19 protein-coding genes, 1 tRNA gene and 1 pseudogene are annotated in these 21,509 nt (G+C 56.2%); 12 read left to right on the plus strand and 9 right to left on the minus strand.

Annotated features, from left to right (window positions below):
- Window positions 1-6 precede the first annotated feature (6 nt).
- The 4 genes from uvrC (at window position 7) to ACI2KK_RS15690 (ending at window position 4,587) form a co-directional block, all read left to right on the plus strand.
- The gene (gene uvrC, locus ACI2KK_RS15675) at window positions 7-1,830 is read left to right on the plus strand and encodes an excinuclease ABC subunit UvrC (RefSeq protein WP_404669580.1); all 1,824 of its coding nucleotides are present in this window, start codon (window positions 7-9) and stop codon (window positions 1,828-1,830) included.
- A gap of 33 nt (window positions 1,831-1,863) precedes the next feature.
- Complete coding sequence (pgsA, locus tag ACI2KK_RS15680; protein ID WP_404669581.1) at window positions 1,864-2,424, plus strand: CDP-diacylglycerol--glycerol-3-phosphate 3-phosphatidyltransferase; 561 nt, start codon at window positions 1,864-1,866, stop codon at window positions 2,422-2,424.
- 63 nt (window positions 2,425-2,487) lie between these two features.
- Window positions 2,488-2,563: transfer RNA gene (locus tag ACI2KK_RS15685), tRNA-Gly, on the plus strand.
- 221 nt (window positions 2,564-2,784) lie between these two features.
- A complete protein-coding gene (locus ACI2KK_RS15690) occupies window positions 2,785-4,587 on the plus strand; it encodes a tyrosine-type recombinase/integrase (RefSeq protein WP_400619975.1) in 1,803 nt (600 codons plus the stop codon).
- A 267-nt stretch (window positions 4,588-4,854) separates the two neighbouring features.
- Here ACI2KK_RS15690 and ACI2KK_RS15695 read toward each other — a convergent pair whose 3' ends face one another.
- Window positions 4,855-5,802, minus strand: coding sequence for a GCN5 family acetyltransferase (locus tag ACI2KK_RS15695; RefSeq protein WP_400619978.1), 948 nt, complete (start codon window positions 5,800-5,802; stop codon window positions 4,855-4,857).
- 172 nt (window positions 5,803-5,974) lie between these two features.
- On the opposite strand from ACI2KK_RS15695, the pseudogene ACI2KK_RS15700 reads away from it, so the two are divergent.
- The 5 genes and pseudogenes from ACI2KK_RS15700 to ACI2KK_RS15720 form a co-directional block, all read left to right on the plus strand.
- Window positions 5,975-6,640: pseudogene (locus ACI2KK_RS15700) on the plus strand (DUF4113 domain-containing protein); the annotation flags it as partial.
- 146 nt (window positions 6,641-6,786) lie between these two features.
- Window positions 6,787-7,116 carry a hypothetical protein gene (locus ACI2KK_RS15705; protein WP_400619980.1) on the plus strand — a complete coding sequence of 110 codons (330 nt, stop codon included), beginning with the start codon at window positions 6,787-6,789 and terminating at the stop codon, window positions 7,114-7,116.
- A 107-nt stretch (window positions 7,117-7,223) separates the two neighbouring features.
- Window positions 7,224-9,062: an AAA family ATPase gene (locus ACI2KK_RS15710; RefSeq protein WP_400619983.1), complete on the plus strand. Its 1,839-nt coding sequence runs from the start codon at window positions 7,224-7,226 to the stop codon at window positions 9,060-9,062.
- Window positions 9,059-9,976 carry an ATP-binding protein gene (locus ACI2KK_RS15715; protein ID WP_400619986.1) on the plus strand — a complete coding sequence of 306 codons (918 nt, stop codon included), beginning with the start codon at window positions 9,059-9,061 and terminating at the stop codon, window positions 9,974-9,976. The genes ACI2KK_RS15710 and ACI2KK_RS15715 overlap by 4 nt, the downstream gene beginning before the upstream one ends.
- Window positions 9,957-11,387, plus strand: coding sequence for a phosphotransferase (locus ACI2KK_RS15720; protein ID WP_400619989.1), 1,431 nt, complete (start codon window positions 9,957-9,959; stop codon window positions 11,385-11,387). Before ACI2KK_RS15715 ends, ACI2KK_RS15720 begins: the two co-directional genes overlap by 20 nt.
- Before the next feature lie 281 nt (window positions 11,388-11,668).
- Here the strand turns inward: ACI2KK_RS15720 and mobH are convergent, their stop codons facing one another.
- A complete protein-coding gene (gene mobH / locus ACI2KK_RS15725; RefSeq protein WP_400619991.1) occupies window positions 11,669-13,402 on the minus strand; it encodes a MobH family relaxase in 1,734 nt (577 codons plus the stop codon).
- A gap of 221 nt (window positions 13,403-13,623) precedes the next feature.
- Between mobH and ACI2KK_RS15730 the strand changes: the two genes are divergently transcribed.
- Together ACI2KK_RS15730 and ACI2KK_RS15735 are read left to right on the plus strand one after the other, a co-directional pair.
- Window positions 13,624-13,818, plus strand: a complete 195-nt coding sequence (locus ACI2KK_RS15730) for a hypothetical protein (protein ID WP_279840644.1) — start codon at window positions 13,624-13,626, stop codon at window positions 13,816-13,818.
- Between the two features lie 125 nt (window positions 13,819-13,943).
- Complete coding sequence (locus ACI2KK_RS15735) at window positions 13,944-14,309, plus strand: histone-like nucleoid-structuring protein, MvaT/MvaU family (protein WP_404669582.1); 366 nt, start codon at window positions 13,944-13,946, stop codon at window positions 14,307-14,309.
- A gap of 83 nt (window positions 14,310-14,392) precedes the next feature.
- Here ACI2KK_RS15735 and ACI2KK_RS15740 read toward each other — a convergent pair whose 3' ends face one another.
- The 3 genes from ACI2KK_RS15740 to ACI2KK_RS15750 form a co-directional block, all read right to left on the minus strand.
- On the minus strand, window positions 14,393-15,331 hold the full coding sequence (locus ACI2KK_RS15740) for an ArdC family protein (RefSeq protein ID WP_400619998.1): 939 nt from the start codon (window positions 15,329-15,331) through the stop codon (window positions 14,393-14,395).
- Window positions 15,332-15,420: 89 nt separating this feature from the next.
- On the minus strand, window positions 15,421-15,741 hold the full coding sequence (locus tag ACI2KK_RS15745) for a hypothetical protein (RefSeq protein ID WP_400620001.1): 321 nt from the start codon (window positions 15,739-15,741) through the stop codon (window positions 15,421-15,423).
- A gap of 295 nt (window positions 15,742-16,036) precedes the next feature.
- Window positions 16,037-16,402, minus strand: a complete 366-nt coding sequence (locus ACI2KK_RS15750; RefSeq protein WP_400620004.1) for a DUF3085 domain-containing protein — start codon at window positions 16,400-16,402, stop codon at window positions 16,037-16,039.
- A gap of 440 nt (window positions 16,403-16,842) precedes the next feature.
- On the opposite strand from ACI2KK_RS15750, the gene ACI2KK_RS15755 reads away from it, so the two are divergent.
- Window positions 16,843-17,208, plus strand: a complete 366-nt coding sequence (locus tag ACI2KK_RS15755; protein ID WP_400620007.1) for a hypothetical protein — start codon at window positions 16,843-16,845, stop codon at window positions 17,206-17,208.
- Here the strand turns inward: ACI2KK_RS15755 and ACI2KK_RS15760 are convergent.
- Genes ACI2KK_RS15760 through ACI2KK_RS15775 form a run of 4 tightly spaced genes read right to left on the minus strand, consistent with a single transcriptional unit; the run spans window position 17,197 to window position 21,382 of the window.
- Window positions 17,197-18,738: a conjugal transfer protein TraG N-terminal domain-containing protein gene (locus ACI2KK_RS15760; protein ID WP_404669583.1), complete on the minus strand. Its 1,542-nt coding sequence runs from the start codon at window positions 18,736-18,738 to the stop codon at window positions 17,197-17,199. The two genes, ACI2KK_RS15755 and ACI2KK_RS15760, sit on opposite strands and share 12 nt — an antisense overlap.
- A gap of 9 nt (window positions 18,739-18,747) precedes the next feature.
- Entirely contained in the window at window positions 18,748-19,053 is a 306-nt protein-coding gene (locus ACI2KK_RS15765; protein ID WP_400620013.1) for a hypothetical protein, read from the minus strand.
- Window positions 19,050-20,405 (minus strand): integrating conjugative element protein, encoded by a 1,356-nt coding sequence (locus tag ACI2KK_RS15770; protein WP_400620016.1) that lies wholly within the window; start codon window positions 20,403-20,405, stop codon window positions 19,050-19,052. Before ACI2KK_RS15770 ends, ACI2KK_RS15765 begins: the two co-directional genes overlap by 4 nt.
- A complete protein-coding gene (locus tag ACI2KK_RS15775; RefSeq protein ID WP_400620019.1) occupies window positions 20,405-21,382 on the minus strand; it encodes a TIGR03756 family integrating conjugative element protein in 978 nt (325 codons plus the stop codon). The genes ACI2KK_RS15770 and ACI2KK_RS15775 overlap by 1 nt, the downstream gene beginning before the upstream one ends.
- Window positions 21,383-21,509 lie beyond the last annotated feature (127 nt).

The following is a 21,509-nucleotide window of genomic DNA, read 5'->3' on the forward strand; positions in this document are numbered from 1 at the left end:
ACCCCCATGTCACACACCTTTGATGCCAGTGCCTTCCTGGCCACCTGCAGCGGCCGCCCGGGCGTGTACCGGATGTTCGATGCCGAGGCGCGTCTGCTCTACGTGGGCAAGGCCAAGAACCTCAAAAAGCGCCTGGCCAGCTATTTTCGCAAGACTGGCCTGGCGCCCAAGACCGCCGCGCTGGTAGGTCGCATCGCGCAGGTCGAAACCACCATCACCGCCAACGAGACCGAGGCGCTGCTGCTGGAGCAGACGCTGATCAAGGAGTGGCGGCCGCCCTACAACATCCTGCTGCGTGACGATAAGTCCTACCCCTATGTATTCCTGTCTGACGGTGAATTCCCACGCCTGGGGATTCATCGCGGCGCCAAGAAGGCCAAGGGCCGTTACTTTGGCCCGTACCCCAGCGCCGGTGCCATTCGCGAAAGCCTGAGCTTGTTGCAAAAGGCCTTTTCGGTGCGCCAGTGCGAGGACAGCTACTACGCCAACCGCACCCGCCCGTGCCTGCAATACCAGATCAAGCGCTGCAAGGGCCCCTGCGTGGGGCTGGTGGAGCCTGCCGAATACGCCGAGGACGTGCGCCATTCGATGATGTTTCTGGAAGGCCGCAGCCAGCAGCTGGGCAACGAGCTCAACGCCGAGATGGAAGCGGCCGCCATGGCCCTGAACTTTGAGAAGGCTGCCGAACTGCGTGACCAGGTCGCACTGCTGCGCCGGGTACAGGACCAGCAATACATGGAGGGCGGCTCAGGCGACGTCGATGTGGTGGCGGCCTTCGTCAACCCGGGCGGCGCCTGCGTGCACCTGATCAGCGTGCGGGGCGGCCGGGTGCTGGGCAGCAAGAACTTCTTCCCGCAGGTGGGTATCGAGGAGGAGGTGGCCGAGGTGATGGCCGCATTCCTGTCGCAGTACTACCTGGGCAATGCCGAGCGCGAGCTGCCGGGCGAGCTGATCGTCAACGTGGTGCACGAGGACTTCGAGGCCATCACCGAGGCGCTGCACACCCTGCGCGGTCGCGAAGTCACCATCAGCCACCGCGTACGCGGCACCCGTGCACGCTGGCAGCAGTTGGCAGTGACCAATGCCGAACAGGCGCTCAATGCGCGCCTGGCCAACCGCCAGCACATGGCGGCGCGTTTCGAAGCACTGGCCCAGGTGCTGCAGCTGGACGAAGTGCCGCAGCGCCTGGAGTGCTACGACATCAGCCACTCCAGCGGCGAGGCCACCGTGGCCTCTTGCGTGGTGTTCGGCCCCGAGGGCGCGCTGAAGTCCGACTACCGGCGTTTCAACATCGAAGGCGTCACCGCCGGCGATGACTACGCCGCCATGCACCAGGCGCTGCAGCGTCGCTACGGGCGTATCAAGGACGGCGAAGGCAAGCTGCCCGACGTGCTGCTGGTGGACGGCGGCAAGGGCCAGCTGAACATGGCCCGCGAGGTGATGCAGGAGCTCGGCTTCAGTGACCTGACGCTGCTCGGCGTGGCCAAGGGCGTCACCCGCAAGGCCGGTTTCGAAACCCTGTACCTGAACGATGTGGCCCACGAGTTCACCCTCAAGGGCGACAACCCGGCGCTGCACCTGATCCAGCAGATCCGCGACGAGGCCCACCGTTTTGCCATTACCGGCCACCGCGCCCGGCGCGGCAAGGCGCGGCGTACCTCCAGCCTGGAAGACGTGGCCGGGGTAGGGCCCAAGCGCCGGCGCGACCTGCTGAAACATTTCGGCGGCCTGCAGGAGCTCAACCGCGCCAGTATCGACGAGATCGCCAAGGCCCCGGGCATCAGTAAAAAGCTTGCCGAGTCGATTTATGCCAGCCTGCATAGCGAGTAGAATGCCGGGCTCAACTCGCAGCCAGTCGTACCGATGAATATTCCAAACCTGCTCACCGTTCTACGCGTCCTGCTCATCCCGATCTTCATCCTGCTGTTCTATGTGCCCTATCACTGGAGCTACATGGCCGCCAGCACGGTGTTCGCCATTGCCGCCGCCACCGACTGGCTGGACGGCTACCTGGCCCGTCGGCTGCAGCAGAGCACGCCCTTCGGCGCCTTCCTCGACCCGGTGGCGGACAAGCTGATGGTGGCCGTGGCCCTGGTGCTGTTGGTGCAGGTGCACGCCAACTTCTGGCTCACGCTGCCGGCAGCAGTGATCATCGGCCGCGAGATCGTGGTGTCGGCGCTGCGCGAGTGGATGGCCGAGCTGGGCGCCCGTGCCCACGTGGCGGTGTCGAACCTGGGCAAGTGGAAAACCGCTGCGCAGATGCTGGCGCTGGTGATCCTGCTGGCCAACCCGCCGATGCTGACCTTCTGGGTGGTGCTGGGCTACGGGCTCTTGCTGGTGGCGGCGGGGCTGACGCTGTGGTCGATGATGCATTACCTGCTGGCCGCCTGGCCGCACCTGCGCGAAGGCTCAGAGCAGAAATAAAGTTTTTTTGAATCAAGGGGTTGACGCCATTCGGCAAATCGCTAGAATGGCCTCCATCACGACGCGGGAATAGCTCAGTTGGTAGAGCACGACCTTGCCAAGGTCGGGGTCGCGAGTTCGAGTCTCGTTTCCCGCTCCAGTTATAGATCTACAGAGTTCCATGGAAGTCTGTAAGTCGTTGAAAAAAGGGCCTTAGGGCCCTTTTTTCGTTCCAGCGGAAACCACCGAAAACCGGCAGTATCCGGGAAATTTAAGGCCAGATTTGAGGCCAGAATTGGAAATGCCCCAATTCGCTTTTCCGGTGGAGCTTGGTGGAGCACGAGACGAGCATTTGGCCTCTGACAGGTTCAGGAGGTCACCATGGCACTCTCGGAGATGGCGATTCGGCACGCCCGAGTCACTGGGAAGGACTATACGCTCGCTGACAGCGATGGCCTGATTCTTCACATCACCGCGCAGGGCGGGAAGATCTGGCATTTCCGTTACTACTGGGCCGGCAAGCAGAAGCGCATGTCGTTTGGTAGTTATCCGCAGCTCGGTTTACGGGGTGCGCGGACGAAGCGTGATGAAGCCCGGGCGCTGATCGCTCAGGGTACCAATCCCAGCGAACAGCGTAAGCAGCAGCGCCTGGCGGTTCGCCTCTCCAGCGATCATGCCTTCGAGGTCGTGTTCAACCAGTGGATCGCCTTTCGCCGCCTGAGTCTCAAGGAAGGCCGGCAGAGCACGCTGTCGCAAATTTTGCGCATCTTCAGCAAAGATATTCTTCCCTACCTCGGTGACCGCTCCATCTACGACGTCAGTCGTCATGTGCTCATGGGGGTGCTGGACCGCATCGAGTCTCGTGGCGCGTTCACCACCGCAGAAAAGTGCCGCACCTGGCTCAATCAATTGTTCCGCTACGCGCTTGTGCGCGTAGCGGGGCTTGAGCACAACCCCGCTGCAGACCTGGATGTGGTGGCGATGCCCAAGCCACCTGTAGAGCACAATCCTTTCCTGCGCATGGATGAGTTGCCTCAACTTCTGAACAAGCTGCGCGGCTATCATGGTGGGCAGCAGACCCTGTTGGGCATCTGGCTATTGTTGCTTACCGGAGTGCGCACCGGTGAGCTGCGTTTGGCCTCGCCGGATCAATTCGACCTGGAGCGGCGGCTCTGGGTCATCCCGCCTGAGGTGGTCAAGCAGCTGCAGCTCAAGATGCGTAAAAGCCGCAGCCAGGCCTCCAAGGTGCCGCCCTACATCGTGCCGCTATCTGTCCAGGCGGTGGAGGTGGTGAGGCTGCTGCTCGATCGTGTGGTGCCTGCGCAGCGGCATTTGCTTGCCCATCGGAGTGACTTGAGCAAGCGGATCAGCGAGAACACGTTGAACAGTGCGCTGCGGCGCATGGGGTTCGCTGATCGACTCACCGGGCACGGTATGCGTGCCACTATCTCCACTGCGCTCAATGAGATCGGTTATCCGAAAGTCTGGATTGATGCTCAGCTTTCGCATGCTGATCCCGACAAGGTCAGTGCCTCGTATAATCATGCTGAGTATGTCGAGCAGCGCCGGGCCATGATGCAGGATTGGGCCAATCGCCTGGATCTCTGGGCTCTAGGGCATGCTCAGGCAGCAGGAGCCCCCTTGACAATCCGATTGGAAGGGACGGCTTCACAGCCGATGTCGACGAATGCTTTGCGGGTTGCAGCACCGTTGCAACATGTCTGTACTCAATCCGAGTCGCGAGCGGGACGGAAGGGCGGGAGAGCAAACTGGCGGCCGTCGCTCGAGTCGGACTCTCAGGTGCCAAGCCTTGAGGTCTCTGATATTCAAAAGGAACGTGCGCAGATGCTTGCTATCTACGAAGCGCCAACTAACCTTCCACTCCCCGCGTTCGCTCGTCTAGCAGGCAAGTCCCGTGACCAGATTAATCGTGATATCAAAGCACGCCGCATTCTCTCGCTCAGCCTGGGTAACCGGGGGCAGCGTATTCCTGATTGGCAGCTAGATCCCTTGAAGCACAAACTGGTGCTGGCAGTATTCGACGCCCTCCCTTCATTGGAGGCTTGGAGTGTCCACCGACTATTGAGTGAACCGCACGCTCAGTTACGCGGTAATTCTCCACATAGTGTTGTGACCCTAGAAAATTTTGACGAATTACTTAAGATTCTGACTGGTGAATGTTAGCGCTTATGTATTAATTAACAAGGTGTCGGAAAGGCTATCAATCCTCTGGGTAGTAAATCTCACTGCGTCTGCCTGCATGCAGCGCGCCGCCCAGTTCGTTTGACAGAAACACCATGCCATTTAGGAGGGTGCCGGGCAGAGTGGATTTTGGTGAACAGATCTCCGACCACATTCTATGCTTCATCCAACAGATTGTAGCGCTTAGCGAAGTTAGTATTCCAAAGCGTATGGTAAGACTATGCTGCCATTTTTTACTGAAGCGTGCACTCATATGTCCTCCCTAAAGGATAAGCGTCTAGCTGTTATTCTTTCTGGATTGCCAAGGATTTGGAGAACGACGTTGTTCTTCGAGTTTATTATGGCGTTGCCGAAGATTTTTTCGAATTTGGTGTGTGTGAATTCCATCGAGGGAAGTTGTATGTCAGCGCAAAGACCTGCGAGGTAGTCAGGGAGGCGTACATGCTCCGCGTAGTCAGTTTTTCCGTCCATGAATGGGTAAGCAAAAATATACTGTGGTTTATTTGGGTTCTTCACAATCCCCGACTGAGCTCGAGCAACGAGAAACAGCACAAAAGCTATATCGAATGCGACCTCATTGTATTTTTCGAATGTCGCATCTCGGTCGGTGATCCATCTGATGTAAGCCGGCTCTTTGAGCTGGTTAAGCGTCAAGAAGAGGAATGCAGCGAGCGTTGATGTCAACAACACCTGCCTCGCGAGTTTCGCATTGAATTTCTTGCGTTTCACTTCGGACGCAAAATCTCCCAACGCTTTGTCAATTCGTTGCCAGTATTCTTTATCAATACCCGGTTCACTCAGCCAGGATGCGATCAGTTCCCGCATGTCGAGGCAAAACCCGTGAATATTATCGTCAGTGATGAAGTCTCGAAGCAGCTTCGACTCTCGCTCTACGATGAATGAGACGCTGAAGGCTACAGGGCAGTTGAGGTAGGAAATCAAGCCATCCGACGCCTGCCGGGTTTTCTTGAGATCCTTGGGAGCCACGTTGGCGATGTACTCCGAGAAATTCTTATCGGTGTCGTGCATCAGCGTGATGACGAACGAAAAGCTGTCGTTCGCCTTCTCCGTGTTCCCTACGCAGTAGTCCGAAAAAATATTCCAAGTTGCGTCTGGCGGGTACTGTTTGAACCAGGCCTGCATATCGCTAGTGAGCGAGGGGCTGTTGTCTGTGAGCAGCTTGAGTAGATCGAACATGCGTTTCCCTGCTGATGATGTGAAGATGCCATCCTAACAGCGGCAACAGAGAACGGTGCCAGCAAAGCTCAACGTGGTCGAGATTCACGAAGCGCTCCTACTTCTCACTGCCATCTCGGTCCCAGTCACCTCACCAGCGTATCCCAATCGCATCAGCAACAGTTTGATCCTCATCCTCACGGCGATGGACCTGGCCAAGGCCGACCCGTGGACGCTCCGGCAGAAATTCAGCGTGGTGGTGGAAAAGACTGCCCGCGAGCTCGCCGGCACACCGTGTCTGGAAATGGATGAGGCGGAGCCGCCGAAGCGAGATTTGCCGTAGCCGGATGTTTGGCAAGCAGTTGACCGAGCTGGCACCGATCAAGCAGGCGGTGGCCACCTACGCCGGCCGCGCAGCAGAAAAGCTCCGTGCCCAAGGATCAGTGTGCAAGCGCCTGCGAGTGAGCATCCGAACCGGGATGTTCAACCCGGACGAAGTGCGCCCCGCCCAGGGCGCCTTGGTGGAGTTGCCGTATCCGACCTTTGACACGTTGCTGATGACGCGGCTGGCCACCTATGCTGTCGAGCGGATCTACCGGCCCGGGTTCCGGTACAGCAAGGCCGAGGTGCTGTTGGTGGACCTGCGGCAGCCCGGCGAATTTTCTGAGGATTTGCTTGCGCTCAAGCAGCCAGTGGCGTGTGACCGGCTTATGCAGGTGATGGATGACATCAATCAGCGCTGGGGGAGGGGACGATGCGGAGCGCCAGTGTGCCGGCGACACCTGACTGGGGCATGAGGCGGGAGATGGTGAGTCAGTCGTACACAACGAGGATCCAGCAGTTGTGGGCGGTAAAGTGATGCTGCTGGCGTAGGAGGTGGGCAGTGCTAGAGATTGGCGGGCTGGTCAATGCGCTGGTTTGAAATTTTTCGTGTCCACCCCTTGACACAGAAATTAAATTAAGTAAATTTAATTTCTGTGTCAAGAAAAGCCGAGGTGGTACGAAATGGACATTTTTGGAAGCAAAGCCCAAAAATTACTAGGAGAAGCGCAAAATCTCCTTAACAGGGCCCATGAAGAGATGTCAAAAGACATCGAGGCATTGAAAGACAAGCAAATACAGACAGATGAGCGACTGGCTCGGATGGAGGCAAAGCACGATGAAGCAGCCCTAAAGATAGGTAAACTTCAAGAGTCTTTAGATGAGATTAGGGATAGCGCAATTCGAGGTGAGGTAGCAAGCGGTCAAAAGACCAAGGATGTAGCTCAGAAATTTGGGCTCTCACCTGCGCGAGTATCTCAAATTGCCCCTAGGCGTCGATATAACAACGGATAATAGTTGTAGTGTTGAGTCGTATTTCATCGGCTTGTCTCTCCGATGGAAGTTAGTTGATAATTATAGATCTTGGGCTGCCAAGGGTATGTCAAGCAGGGAGTGTTGCAGTGGATATCGAGCGACTTCAGGTTGAGGGTGGTTTCTTAGATGGCTTGGATCTCAAGTTTGCGCCAGGGCTAAACGTCATCATTGGTGCAAGAGGTACGGGGAAAACCTCTGTTATTGAACTCATAAGATATGCCCTTGGTGCTCGCAGTCATACCGCCGAAGCAAAAAACCGATCCCTTGACCATGCTAGGGCAGTTCTAGAAGGTGGAGAGGTCACGATAGTTTTAAACGATCTGATTGATGAAATCACCGTTTCGCGCGCCGCAGACGAGGACCAGCCGCGATCACCTGGACGGTTCGTGGCACCAATTGTTTTATCTCAGACAGAGGTCGAAACTCTTGGGCTGAGCGACGCAGGTCGCCTCTCTTTGATAGATGGATTCATTAATTCGCGTAGTGGGCTATCGGCAAATGAAGCGTCAGTGGTTAGCTCAATAAAAAGTATTTATAAAGAATTGCTTTCGGTTGATGCTGAGATTTTATCGCTCTCGGAAGAAGTTGTAAAAATCCCTAGCTTGATAGCACAGTTACAGCAGCAAGAGGGACAGCTTAAAGAACTTCAAGGTAATTCAATTGAAGTGTTTAAAAAACAAGCAGAGTCTTCCGCGCTCGCTGAGGAGTTGGCCGCAGCGTCAGCTAGGGAGGATGTCATTGCACGTTTTGAAAGCCACGCGTCTGAGTGGCGGAGCACGCTAGAAAGGCTGCTTGCGGAAGAGTACGGTCCAGACGCTTGGACCGGTGAGCCAAGTGCAGATCCAGTTGGCGATCTTCGGAATATTTACGGAAGTGCTATTAGAAAAATCACAGAGGCTTCGAAAGAATTTGAGCGCGTTGAGGCGCAATCGCGATTGCGAAGGGAGCAAATTTCTGCTGGCAATGTAGATATAGAACGCAAGGCTCGAGGATTACGTATGGAACTCGATAAGGTGTCTGAGGGAACAGGCGCGTTGAGCAGGAGTATCTCTATTATCAAGTCTCAGATAGCTCAGATCAATACCCGGTCTAATGTCTTAGACGAACGTAAAAAAAGGCTATCGACTCTTCGGGCACGGCGGGATGAAGCAGTAAACGAGCTTCAAAATATTAGGTTGGAACGTTTCAGTCTTCGCTGTGGTGTGGCGGAAAAAATTAACCAGTCTCTTTCACCTCATGTGAAAGTCGAAGTAGAGCAGTCTTCGCAACTAGGTGAGTATGCTAAGTCACTGACGGATGCACTTAAGGGAAGTGGTATCAAGTATAATGACCTAGCTCTAAGGATTGCTGAAAACCTTAGTCCCAGAGAACTTGTCAATATCGTTGATAATAGCGCATTCGAAGCACTATCTGAAATATTGGAGATACCGAAAGAACGTGCTGCGAGAGTAGTTGCGCAGTTTAGGGAGTTTGGTCTTGCAGATATACTGACTTGCGATATTCAAGATGATGTAAGCATGAGTCTGCTGGATGGAGTAGATTATAAGGAGGTATCTGCTCTGTCCGCCGGTCAACGTTGCACAGTTATTTTATCGATAGTCTTGCAGCACTCCGAAAGGGTTTTGATAATCGACCAGCCAGAAGACCATCTTGACAACGCTTTTGTGGCTAATACAATAATTAAAACGCTTAACAAGCGTAAGGGGCGTGGCCAGGTGATCTTGTCAACCCATAACGCTAATATTCCTGTTTTGGGTAAAGCGGATTTGATTGTTGAGTTGACGTCTGATGGGCGAAATGGATTTATTCAGGTGAATAAGCCTTTAACACATCCTGAGGCAGTGACCGCCATTAGCACTGTAATGGAGGGCGGCGTGGATGCATTTGATACTCGCGCTAAATTCTATAAAGATAATTCATTGTGATTACTCGTGAAGAGGCTACGGCCTCACTGGCTAGTGATTCAGTAGACAAAAGGTTGGAAGCTGCGCGGTATTTTTCGAAGGCTGCGGAGCCATCAGATTCGGCGTTGCTATCGCGGGCGCTTGCTAAAGAAAGCGCTCGATGGGTTAAGCGGGCTCTTGAACGAGCTCTAGATCGAATTCAGATTGGCCCCAAAAGGAATACAACAAAAGAGGTAGAATCAGTTGTTGAGGCTGACGAAGAACAGCTGTTGAGAGATTTAAGGGCGCAAGCTGTCGACGAGGTGTCACGAACAATTCTTCATGAGTTTTCACCCCTCATTGGATCTCTAAGGCTAGTAGCGGAGATGGAGGTAACTCAATATGAAAACTCTAGGACGAAGCATTGCGTTGAGCGTCTCAATGGATTGCTTGAAGCTGTTGGGAAGCTAAAAAAAGCGGCATCCACTCCTTCTTATAGTGAGTTTGATCTATCAGAGCTACTCGCTGAATGTATAGCGGTTTTGAATATACCTGATGATAAGATCATTATACGGGTTGCCGGCATTAGACCTTACATAGTCCAAGCTGATAGGTACTCACTTGGATTGGCGATCGATAACGGAATTAGAAATGCAATAGAAGCGGTTCAGGAATTTTCAACGGTCACTCCTGCGGAGATTTTGATAAATTGGGGGCCGGCTGGCTCTGAGAATTGGTTAGCGATTTTAGACTGCGGCCCAGGTTTTACTGGTAATCTAGATGAAGCTTTCAAGCTCGGCGTCTCGAATAAAGATGAGCATTTCGGCTATGGGCTTACAACTGCTCAGCTTTCGATGCGATCTATGGAGGGCGATGTGTATATCTCCAATAAATCTGAAGGTGGCGCCAGATTTGAATTGAGGTGGTACAGGAACTATGCAAGTACTATTCGTTGAAGATAATTCATCCTTCGCTGAGACCCTAACGTCGGTTGTAAGTAACAAACTTCCGGGGATATGTTGGGATTTAGTCGATAACTCTGGTTCGGCGGAAAAGCTGCTTGAAGAAAAGTTTTATGACTTGGTGATACTTGATCTCTGTATGCCAAATGTCACATCTGGACTTGAGAAGAGTGTGGAGTACGGTCAGCGACTGTTTTATTCTGTTCAGAAAGCCCTGCCTGGAACCCCGATTTATATTTTAACTGGCTCCGATCCTGATAGTTTCGCAACAGGGTTGTCGCGACACGGCGAAAGAATTAAGCTTTGGGGGGCGGAAAAGGAATTTCCCACTGTTTTATATTTCAAGAAAAATCAAGCGCCAGAGCTTGTAGAGGAACTTTCTCAGGTTTATGAAGAAATCTCGGCAGTTAATTCAATATCTATAAATACTCGCGGAAGATTTATTGAATTTACAAAAGGTCAAGATCGGGCGTTAAAGACTTTCGTGAGAAGTATGGGCGGGGTCGATAGTGTTTATTATCCATTGAGCGGCTTGTCGGGGTCTTTGGTTGGACGTGTCGAAGTCAGGGACGTACGATTGAATGTCATTGGTGCGTTTGTGGCAAAACTGGGCGCTGCCTCTAAGATCCAAAAAGAAGGCGAGTCTTACCTGCGCTATGTAAGATTGATGCCTATGAATACTTTCACGCCTTTGTTGTCTAAGATGGATAGAGGGCTCAAGGACAATAGTGCAATATTTTATACATTGGCTGAGGGGTTTAAAGAGAATCTGTTCGAGGTGATAAGGAGGGATAGTGATGTTGCACTCGAAGTGATTCAGCGAGTTCGTACTAGCTTGGACCGATGGGGTGCTGTGCGAGAAGTATCAAAGTGCACGGTTGGCGATGTGCGAAAAGCAAAGGTTAGCGATGAGGTTTTCGAGGATTTAGTAAAAAAATTCGGTCTAGATGAAGTCCGGAGTGTCGAAAATATCTCTATTAGTGCGTCGGTCTCTTGCATTCATGGTGACTTGCATGGCGGCAATGTCCTGGTAAATCAAGCTGGATTTCCAGTTTTAATCGATTTTGGTGATGTGGGCTCAAGTTATACAGGTTTGGACCCAATCACCCTTGAAATGAGCCTGATTTTCCATCCGGACTGCGTATTGTCGGGCGTTTCTAAGGAGATGATCTCAGTCTTGGAGCACTGGCCAAACATAGATTCATATATTCAAACAAATCCGTTTGGTCGTGTGGTTAAGTATTGTCGTGACTGGGCATACGATATAAGTGGAGACGATCGTTCAGTTCTGGCTGCTGGGTATGCGTTCGCTTTGCGACAACTGAAATATGAAACGGTTAGCCATGAAAAAACGCTTGCATTAATAAAGCGGATCTCGGAAGCATTGGTCGGAAGCTCACGATGAGTATCGCTGGAGGACATTGAAAGATAGTGGCTCTCATCTACTAAACGGAAGCTTGCTAGACCACTGCATCTCCAACACTGGCGTGCATGTGATTGACTGCCCAGTCGACTACAGCCAGAACGACCACATTCTGAACAGCGAGCTGCGTGCACGGGCGCTGGAGGTCAGAAACGTGAGCCAGTAGCCCACGTCCGATAACGTGGGCTGCCTTGCTGAGACCCATAGGCTTTTAGGGACGCGCGAGTCTGGCCAGAATCGCAGACGAGTCCTAATCAGAACGATCAACTTTCAGACGCCATAGGCAGCAACGTTAAAAAAGGGTTGTTGCCAGGAGGCTCTCCTAAAATTGCCCTGGGGTCGCTTAGCAAGTAGCCATTCAACGAGCTGGCGCTACGGGGGCCTCTAACTCTGCATGTCCAAATGTTCCGGCCATTGGGCGTCTTCAAATGTACATGCAGCTTCTCAAATTGACGTTGGAGGTGCCGCCAGGCCTCGCTTTGAGGGTCTGGTTTGACCAACTCTGGGTGTTCGGCGGCGAAGCGTTGAAAAATACCGGGCGTGACCAGAAAAAGAGTTCCGTCCACGGTGTGCAGCTTTGCCTTACGGTCGTTGATCACTAAGCGATGCGTATGGAGTCCTTCGCGCAGCCACTCGAGAAAGGCAAGCCCCAAGGCATCCTGGGGGGAGGCAGTGGCAGATTGGGGGCTTACAATGCTTGTTTCATTCTCGATTTCGTCAGGCTCCTCCAACAAGTCCATCAAATCGTCGAGATAGTCGGAATCCTGATTCGGGTGCTCGGGCGAGGCCTGTACTCTGTCTGGCACTGATTGCGGTCGATCCACTGCTGACTCGCTGGTTTCACTCGACGGCAGGGGATGCTCCATCATCGGCTCAACCGTGCCGCTGAAGCTGAGTGGCCGGGGTTCGTTGGCCCAAATCAGGCTGGGTTGCAGGCGGAGGAACGTGAAGCGATGCTGCCAGTCGCCGTCCGTGACAGTGGCGATCCAAACCGCCTTGCCTTCCGGTGACGCTTCCACCAATCCATGGGACTGCAGCTCATCGAACAAGGCGATGTTGGACGATGGGATACCGTCTACAGCCTGAGCCAGCAGATGCGCCCGCAGCCTGTCGGTAGTGGTCTTGCTGACCAGCCACAGGTGGTCTTCGGTGAGCCAGCCGGCCGCGCCGGGCTGGTTGAGCTTGAGCTCGTTCTTGACCAAGTGGCGCAGACCTGTCAGCAGATGATGCTGCAGCGAGTGCTTGGGCGCCTGCAAGGCCTTCGCGGGATTACCACCGATGTTTTGCGCGGTGGACACCCGGTCAGCTTGCAGCACCAATTCCCCGAGTGTGCCAGCGTGCTCGTAGTGGTCGGCGAGCAGGAACAGCAATTGGCCCCACAAATCGGGGGAATCGCTGAGCCAGTCGAGCAGGGCTGGCGGCAAGAGCTGCGTGTAGAGCAGCCCGGCCGCGGCGCCGTGCAGCTTGTAATCGCGGTCGGGGTTGTAGCGGAAACGGTAGGGCTGGTTTATAGGACCGTGCCAGGGGTGCCAGTGCTCTCCGCTTTGGTACTCCACCTGCAAATCGACGGCGATTTTGCCGATGTCATGGAGCAGGGCACCGTAGGCAATCGCGGCGCTCCAGGCATCGGCTTGGGCTGCCTGGTCTTCCGGTGCAGCACCGCTGGGAAGTAGATAGGATTGGCGTAGCTTCAAGCTGCAGGTCACCAGCTCCAACCCGTGATCGAGCATGCCCCCGGGATAGGCGTGATGATGGCTTTCGCTTGCCGGGAGTTGCTGTACGAAGCTGGCGTAGCGGCGGATGGGCTCGAGGTAGAGTCGATCAAACTGCGCTTCGGAGAGGGCCGTGTACTGCCAGATGCGTTCGAGCAGCTTTCTCCGGTGATCGGCGGCAAGTAGAGATTCGGCCGACTGGGGGAGCATGAAGCCCTCGGCGATGGGAGTGGGGGTGGGCTCTGCCGCCTCACCTTTTTTAAATGTTAACCACCAGCGTTTCATCGCATGACCTGCTGTTCGTTCGGGAGGTCCTTTTGCCTTTTCGGATAGAGCTCTTACCCTTGCGCCCCTTCCATTGCCGCCGTTACCCTTTACCGCCTTGGCCCTTTTCACGCGTGTGATAATTCGAAGCCAGGTCCATCGGGATCGGCGGCCGCTCGGAATAGCCGTCCCTTTGTTCAGGGCGTAGACTGCCCGGCATGATTTCTAGAGCTGGGGCGCTGATGACGTTGAGTGATGCGGTATTGGTCGTGTTATTGGCTGATCGGATTCATGGCACGGATGCGGCCATCCGATCTGCAGCCAAGCGCTGTGCGAAAAAGCTGCCCCGCAGCCAGCGCGATATCGTGTTCAAGATTGGAAACAGCGCAAATCCGCGGAAACTTGTGGCGCACCTGTGTCAGCACTTGCCTGATTGAGCTCCCAAACGAGGTCGTTTTAACCGGCACCTTGCAAGAGCGCGTGCGCTTTAAGTAAACCCTCGGCTAAATCCGCAGTCTCAGTTATTATTCCAGCACTTGTCCCACGCCTAGGAAGATTATTCATGTCCAAACTTGCCGAATTCAAAGCGCTGGAAGCGCAACTGGCCGCGCAGCTGCAACAGCTGGATGCCATGAAAAACGACTCCGGTTTGAAGCAGGAAATCGAGTTTGAACAGAAACTCAAAGCGTTACTGGAAGAGTACGGCATGGGCCTGCGCCAGGTAATTAGTATTCTGGATCCAGCCAAGGGCCTGAGCGTACCGACCGCGAGTGCGTCCAGCAGCAGTCAGCGTAAGCCTCGCGAGGTGAAGCGCTACAAGCATCCGCAGAGCGGTGAGATTGTGGAGACCAAGGGCGGCAACCACAAGATCCTCAAACAGTGGAAGCAGGAGCACGGCTCGGACACCGTTGAGAGCTGGGTGCAGTAATCACTGACTTACTGACAGCAGTAAAAGTCGCGCTGCAGACAAAACAAAGGCACCGGTTAGGGGCCTTTTTACTGGGTGTGAAATCACACGGTGAGGCGTGTGGGTGTATCCGTGGCTTGATCGGACTGCAAGGCCAACAGGTACTCAGAGGCTTCCCGGGCCTGACCACTGGCGCGGAAAATGGCTCGTTTGTCTTCCTTGAGTATCTTCAGCCAGGACGCCAGGTATTCCTCGTGACGCAACTCACCTGTGGTACCGGTGAGTGCGCAGAGAAACGCGGCGCCCATTTCTGCGACCAGCTCCTCGAAGGCATACGCCGTAGAGCCGAATGCATGCCCGCCGGTGATACCTTCACGGTTCAGACGCGACCGGTGGCCCGACCAGTGTGTCAGCTCATGCAGAGCCGTTGCATAGTAGCTGCCGACGTCTTCGAACTGCGCCTTCGTAGGCAGTTGGATCAGATCACGGATCGGCTGATAGAACGCGTCATCGCTGTAGCGATGCTCGATGCGCGCCCCGCTGGCGATCAGCAGTTGCTCGGCCGGTTCATGATTGATGAAGGTCGCCGGCTCAGTGTGCTCGGTGGAGGCTGGCTCCTCGTCAGGCAAGCCTTCGGTCTGCTCAATGTTGAACAGGCAGTGCGTGCGCAGGATCGCGAACTGCACCAATTTGATGTTGCCCTGTTCATCGCGAACGACCTGGCCGTCCTCATCATGCGCCTCCTTGCTCAACGGTTTGTATAGCACCGCGAGGGTGGATTGCTCGCCCTTGCGCACATGGCCGCCAGCCTTGCGTGCCTGATTGAAGGTCAGCCAGCGATCCTGGGTGAACCCTCGCAGGCGGGCCTCAGCCCACAACAGTGGAACGTTGATGCCGGCGTAGGGCCGCCGGGTAATGGCGTTGATGGGAAATGGAGAGTCAGCGCTCGAACCTGCGGTGGTCCAGGGTTTGATCCAAGGGATTACGCCTTGGCTCAGGGCACTGACGATCTTGTTGGTGACGTCCAGGTAGATATCGGACATGGCGTTCTCCGGTCGTGAAGGGGGGAACGCTGCCCGGCCGGGAAGGGTTCCCGGTGGGGGTAGAGGAGGCTGCGACGGTGCTGAGTGGGTCAGAGGGCGGCGATGTCTACCGCGCTCTCATCAGGCAGTCGGACCAGCAAAAAAGCCGGACCGCTGCGTGGTATGACACGAGCCAGTTGAAGCTGCGGCAGGTGGGCAATTTCTGACGTGCCGTTGCTCTGCAGGTCGAACTGCAGTGCTACGGGACGGTGCAAGGCAAGCGGTGCAGAGGTCAGCGCGCTATTGAGTAGTTCTGCCAAGCGAAGTGCGGACTGTTCAACCGGCTCCTCGCCTGTGGCAGGTTCAATGAACTGCCGCCAGACACCTGGGCTCAGCACAATGGCAGTGGAGAGGTGGTTCATTCTAGACATGGTGGCCTCCGGTTAGCAGGTTCCGCGTCACCTTTCTGAGGTTCGGTGTGGATTTGCCCGATCCGATCAACCCGCCGAGCAGGGAGCGTTTGTCCATTAAAACGCGCCTGAACGTGGGGTCAATCTCGGATTCTGACCTCTTTTGAACGGCTATATCCAGGGCGTTCCAAGGAAGACTATCGGCCTCGAATTCCTGACCAGCGGCGATCTCCACTCAGCCTGAATGTAGTGTGTAAAGCCTCCCGAAAGGCCCGCTAGGTGCCTCTCGGGAAGCGCGAAGTGCTCGCTTTTACGTTCAAGGTTTTCCCGCAGGATCAACCTCGACGGCCAGGTACAGATGGGTAGAGGTGGCCTCCACCACCAGCGATCCTGCAGTGCCGCGAAGGCTGGCTAGAACGGGATCATCGACGTCAAAGTACTCAGTAAAATCATCGCCGCCGAATTCATCGCGAGCGCGACTCCACCAAGTGTCGAAGTCGTCGACGGCAGGGTTGCAACCGGTGGCATAGGCCACGCGTTTACGTCCACCGCCATCTGGTTTGCTTTCGCCAACCTCTGACATGAGGTAGACGCCGTGGTCTTTGACCAATATCACTCTGCAACCGTTGATGCCGGCCTCTGCCAATACGGCGTGAAGTTCAGTACCTGTGAAACGCAGCATGATGAGATCCTCCAGAAGGTGCGGAGGAATGCCACCCATGCGGGAGAATTCCCAGCACTGATATGGATTGGGTTTGGGGGCGTCGAAGACGCCGGCTCAATGAGCTATGGGGGGATTGGAAGGCGTTCATCACCGGGGAACGGTGACCATGCGAGCTGCCGAACGCGAATCGCATTTGGGGATAACCATCACAAACGTGACGTAGCCTCAAAGGTTACGGCTACCTGGGATGCTGGATAACCAGCGATTGCACTTACTCAATATCAGGCCGGCTGGCTGTGGTCAACGGCGGGGCAGGTGCAGAGTCAGGATCCGTGTCCGCATAGTTCCATGGCGATGTTTCAGTCCGCTGCTGAACGATGAGCGGTACTGTTCGCGGGACTGAAAGGAGTAAACTTGAATCTTGGATCCAACGGGCTACCGGCCTGTGGAGGTGTAACATGAGTACCAAAATCCGTCCTCATTCAGTTCCGGGCCTTTTAGGTTCTAGCCTTGGAACAGCCTGGCGAAATTTGGCATCCAAATTAGTAAGCGCTCAAAGTTCGACTCAATTACCGCATAGAAAATTTTGGGTTACGGCAGCTGTTAGACTACTTTGCTTGATTGGCCTTGCTGCAGTAGCTCTCGCCTTTGCTCTGCTGATCATCACCAGCCTGGCAGTTGCTTTGGTTCGAAGCTGGTGGGAGAACGGCGAACCATTGGCGAGTCGAGAAGAATCAGTCCCAGACTCTCTGGGTGCTGACCTCTATATTGGCGATTATGATAGCAACGGCCATTACATAGGTGACTTTAAGTCACCTGATTGATTTTTTGCCGGCACTAGTCAATTGCGCTGTGCCTTTGCTTGCAGCGTCGGTTGCATTCTTACCGCCACTTGCCAACATACTCTGGATCCCGTTACCCACGGCATAACCTGCCCAGCTTAAAGTGCCCACGAACAATGCAGGCAATACAATGAACATTGCCCCCATGACGTACTCGATTACCTGCGCGGTGACTGTTCCGTCCATGAAGCCTGCCGTCGGCAACGACAACAGTGCCTGGTCTGTGGCTGAGACTTGGTTGTATAGCGTTTCCAGCATGCTCGAATCGACCCAGCGCGCAAGCTCCCACCAGAACGTCAGCATGTGCAGGGTGAACAGCGCGAACGTGATCGTCATGAGCGCCTTGAGCTGGTAGGTGCTGATCAGCAGCACCAGTGGCAAGCTGATGATCGTGCCCATGATCAGGAAGGCTTGAACCATGGGTAAGGCTGCACGTAAGGCATTCATCGCTGGGAAATTGCTGAAAGAACCCAGGGCCAGGCCGGTGTTAGTGGCTAGGTTGTTGAGCCCTTGCGTCAGTGAACCGCCCCGAGCACTGCTGCCGTAGTCCTGGAACACTTGCCCGGGTGCCATACTCAATGACTGTTGCCGCGGGCTCACCAGCTCGCGCAAGGTAGCGTCTTCGATCTCGGTGGTGGTGCGCCCAGTCAGCCAGCCCCGCAACTGCGACATCAGCGATGGATCGACCTCGGCCACCAAACGATCACGTAATCCGATGGTGCCATCGCTCCACCACTGCTTGCAGGTGGGATAACCAGCACCGTTGTCGAGCTGGGGCAGCGAGGTGTCTCTCGTCTCGTCGTATGGCCAATCGACCCTGGGCATTCGCGAGCGATCGGTATCGTAGTAGCCCGGTGTTTTGAGTAGGTAGATCGAGCCGATCCAGGACGCGTCGTAGCTCTGGGATTCGTCCAAATCGGGCCGATTGGTAAAGAGCCGTGAGCGCGAAAAGCCGTAGCAGTCCCGGGTGAAGTCGGCAACTTCCTGCAGCAGCACCTGGTCGTTGATCCGCGAGCTGTCGATCTCCATCCGCATTGCACGGATGTCGGGTGCACACGGGATCGATGCGGTCGCCGCGGCGGTGATGCCTTTGCTCATGGCATGCACCAGGAACCACCACACGGGCACGTTCGCGGATTTCTCGCCGATGGTGTTGAAAGTTGTGCCCCAAGCCGTGTCCGCTGGTTTGGCCATGGAAACCCCACAGCGCTGGCTCGCCGCATCGTCAAAGCTCACGGAGGACAGGTTGAGCGGAAAGAACGGCATGCAGCCAAACAGTATGACCACGTAGCTCATCCACAGCCTGTTCTCGACGCGAGGGATCGATAACAGCCCCTTGTTGCCCTCGTCGGCACCCTGTTGGCGGGCCGACAGCCATTCCTGCAGGATGATCGCGCCGAACGGAGCGGCGAACAGCCCGGTGTCCGCCAGCGTGTTCCAGATGCCGTTATTGATGATCCAGGCCAGCAGCGAAAGGTAATACTCGAGGTAGCTGTTGGTGCTCATGTTCATGGCTGCACCTCACATACGAGACAGTTCGACCAGGATGATCGAGCAGAAGCCGATCAAGCCCAGGCGCTTCAGCCGTTGCTGATCTGCAGGCGTGGGTCGTCTGCGCAACGCTGCGGCCCAACCGGCGAACATCAGGGTGTACAAGAGCGCGCGCCAGCACGCGAAGTAAGGCGTTGTCACTCGTGCAGGTTCGAGCCAATTCAACTGGGTCACGGACAGGTGCAGCGCCATCCAAGCAATCATCAAGATGCCCAGCATGACACCGAGCACCAGCAGTACACGTGCGAGCGTGAACCTTACCGATAATGAGATCATGGCGTGCTCCTCTCCTGTTCGGCCCGGCGCAGTCGGTCCGGCTCCGGATCGCGCCGATCGATGCTACGCGAGGCGTCGGCGCCGCCGGCGTGGCGATCGAGGACCAGGCTGGCGGTATTGGTGGCCAGCGCCTGGCGTACCTGCAGCTCGGTTTGCAGCAGGCGGATCTCGCGCTCGAGGGTTTCGACGTTGCTGTTGAGGGCACTGGTGGCGGGCTGCGCTGAGGCCACGTTGGGTTCGTGGCTGCCGGCAAACAGCGTGCGCTGTAACAGCATCGCTTTGTAGATCACACTCGATAGCGCGGTCTCGCTGGCCAGGCGTCGGGCCAGCAGGTTCTGGTCGGGGTCGTCGCGTAGCCCCTCGATGACACCGCGGGAGACCTGCAACAATGGGCTGGAGACCTTGCCTAGGTTCTCCGGTGTCGGCTGCTCGGCGCCTGAGACCATGCGTTGCAAGCCTTCAAGATTTTCCGTGTAGGTTTCCTGGATCAGCGGCGACAGCCCGGTACCGGCAGTTATGCGCAGCGTCTCGCAATCGTCGCAGGTCTGAACCTCGGTTTCCCCGAGCACACGCGTCGCCCACTCGGAGGCTTCCTCGGGGCTCGACCAGGCTTGGCAGATTGCGCCATTCTGGCAAGCCGAACCAAGAGCCGAGGGATCCTCGATCGCCCGGTTGTGCAGCAGGTTGTAGCCGGCTTTGACCACGTCCGACGTCACCCGGATGGGTTGCTGGCCGTTGCCACCGGCTTTTTGCCCACCGACCCAACTGACGCCGTTATTGCCGTTGTTGGATTCGGTGTCCTTCACCGCCGTAACGGCATCACCGCCGGACTGCTCGAGGTTGTGCTGCATCTCCTGGTTCTGCGCCAGCGCGCCCCAGCCGGCCTGGTCGACCTTGTCGGCCATCTTCGCCGCCATTGCCTGGCAGGTGAGCTTGGAGCGGTCGAAGTCGATCCGTCCCTGCAGAACACCATTGCTCAGCAGCTCGTACAACCCGGGGTTGGCCCGCTGGATGATCATCGCCGGCAGCGACATGACGGCCTGCGTGGCGTTCTGGATGACGTTGCCCATGATTTGCTGGAAACCCTGGGTGGCGCCATTGAGCTGGTTCTGCAGGGTGTTCGAGAGGTTCATGTTTCCGCACATCATGTTGGCGCGCCAAGACATGCCCACGCCAAGGCCATTGGGTCGGTAGAGCGAGGAGGGCGCTCCTGCCGCTGAACCGCCGCCGATTGTGTACATCACCCGGTCGTCCAGCACCTGAGCCTGGTCACCAAGGTGGTAGCCGTTCTCGGCGGCGTGGCCCACGGCATAGACGAGGAAGCACAGAAATCCGAGGAAGTAGGTCTTCATCATTGGCCTCCGTCAAAATCGATGCTGAACAGGAAGGTCTGGCCCATGCGCTGGCAGCAGCGGTAGGGCCGCCACAGCGACCAGGCATAGGCACCGTCGGCGCTCTGGATCGCTGGGCTGGGGAAGATGGCGCAGGTGCTTTGGATCACCGGCGTGAGCAATTGCCAGCGGTGGTTGTTGACGTTGTTCTCAATCACCGGCTGCGGCGGCCAGTAGCCAGGCGCTGGCATCGGCTGCAGCGGCCGATAGACGTGCGGCTGGCCAACGCGAGTGATGAAGTCGCTGGCGCGCTGCGCCATCACGGCACCGGCCTTGAAATCGTCGGGCTGCACCAGAAAACCGTGACGTGGGTAGACGCTACCCCACATGTCGCCAAGTGCCTGGCTGCCGATCTCGCGCATGCCCGGCACCAGTGCTTGCGGGTAGACAGATTCGGGAATGGCCTGGCGCCACGCCAGCGGGTCGAGCGTGCTGAGGTAATAGGGTGCAAACGGCACGGCACCGCTCGGGCACGCATAGCCGAACGAGTGCGCCAAGGCTGTCAGGGCAGCGCCGCCGGGATGCCCGATGCCATCGACATTCTTGAACCGTGGCAGGTTATCGCGCTGCGGGGAAGGCGTGATCAGGTTGCCACCTCCTTGGGATGCTGACGTCGGTGTCGACAGTGCCGACATCTCGCTCCAAGGGTTGCCGCCAGTGTCGGCGTAACTCGACACCACCAGCTCGGGAATGAAGTGACGGATCTTTGGCGAGGTGCGCACCGTGCAGCCGAACGGCGTGCAGAGCAGCCAGTAGCAGATACCGACGACCCGGTACTCCAGGCACTGCAGCGAAGTGACCGAAGCGATGATGGTCGGGGTGGTCAGTGCCAGGCACTGCTCGGTGGCGATGAGCAGAACCGCCGCAGTGAGCGCACGGCGTCGGTCAGTCTTCCTGGGCTTCGGTAATCTGCAGCGGATGGAGGCGGTCACGTTCATGGGCAACGCTCGGCAGGTGGCAGCGGTGTGCATCCATGCGCCAAGTTTCAGCATCCCGGATCCGGCACTGGAGGAGGGGAGACAAACTGAGCCCAGGTAGATCGGTTTCGTCTGGCGGCTGATTGAG

Source organism: Pseudomonas sp. NPDC089406, from assembly GCF_044900265.1.
Lineage (GTDB): Bacteria > Pseudomonadota > Gammaproteobacteria > Pseudomonadales > Pseudomonadaceae > Aquipseudomonas > Aquipseudomonas fakonensis.

What these genes read in the sequence shown, in the direction of transcription:
- ACI2KK_RS15705 (WP_400619980.1), top strand. Translation starts at nt 6,787, where the DNA reads ATGGACATTTTTGGAAGCAAAGCCCAAAAATTACTAGGAGAAGCGCAA.
- ACI2KK_RS15755 (WP_400620007.1), top strand. Translation starts at nt 16,843, where the DNA reads ATGAGTACCAAAATCCGTCCTCATTCAGTTCCGGGCCTTTTAGGTTCT.
- ACI2KK_RS15750 (WP_400620004.1), bottom strand. Translation starts at nt 16,402, where the DNA reads ATGCTGCGTTTCACAGGTACTGAACTTCACGCCGTATTGGCAGAGGCC.
- ACI2KK_RS15695 (WP_400619978.1), bottom strand. Translation starts at nt 5,802, where the DNA reads ATGTTCGATCTACTCAAGCTGCTCACAGACAACAGCCCCTCGCTCACT.
- ACI2KK_RS15745 (WP_400620001.1), bottom strand. Translation starts at nt 15,741, where the DNA reads ATGTCTAGAATGAACCACCTCTCCACTGCCATTGTGCTGAGCCCAGGT.
- ACI2KK_RS15720 (WP_400619989.1), top strand. Translation starts at nt 9,957, where the DNA reads ATGCAAGTACTATTCGTTGAAGATAATTCATCCTTCGCTGAGACCCTA.
- ACI2KK_RS15735 (WP_404669582.1), top strand. Translation starts at nt 13,944, where the DNA reads ATGTCCAAACTTGCCGAATTCAAAGCGCTGGAAGCGCAACTGGCCGCG.
- ACI2KK_RS15775 (WP_400620019.1), bottom strand. Translation starts at nt 21,382, where the DNA reads ATGAACGTGACCGCCTCCATCCGCTGCAGATTACCGAAGCCCAGGAAG.
- ACI2KK_RS15740 (WP_400619998.1), bottom strand. Translation starts at nt 15,331, where the DNA reads ATGTCCGATATCTACCTGGACGTCACCAACAAGATCGTCAGTGCCCTG.
- ACI2KK_RS15730 (WP_279840644.1), top strand. Translation starts at nt 13,624, where the DNA reads ATGACGTTGAGTGATGCGGTATTGGTCGTGTTATTGGCTGATCGGATT.
- pgsA (WP_404669581.1), top strand. Translation starts at nt 1,864, where the DNA reads ATGAATATTCCAAACCTGCTCACCGTTCTACGCGTCCTGCTCATCCCG.
- ACI2KK_RS15765 (WP_400620013.1), bottom strand. Translation starts at nt 19,053, where the DNA reads ATGATCTCATTATCGGTAAGGTTCACGCTCGCACGTGTACTGCTGGTG.
- ACI2KK_RS15760 (WP_404669583.1), bottom strand. Translation starts at nt 18,738, where the DNA reads ATGAACATGAGCACCAACAGCTACCTCGAGTATTACCTTTCGCTGCTG.
- mobH (WP_400619991.1), bottom strand. Translation starts at nt 13,402, where the DNA reads ATGAAACGCTGGTGGTTAACATTTAAAAAAGGTGAGGCGGCAGAGCCC.
- ACI2KK_RS15690 (WP_400619975.1), top strand. Translation starts at nt 2,785, where the DNA reads ATGGCACTCTCGGAGATGGCGATTCGGCACGCCCGAGTCACTGGGAAG.
- uvrC (WP_404669580.1), top strand. Translation starts at nt 7, where the DNA reads ATGTCACACACCTTTGATGCCAGTGCCTTCCTGGCCACCTGCAGCGGC.
- ACI2KK_RS15770 (WP_400620016.1), bottom strand. Translation starts at nt 20,405, where the DNA reads ATGAAGACCTACTTCCTCGGATTTCTGTGCTTCCTCGTCTATGCCGTG.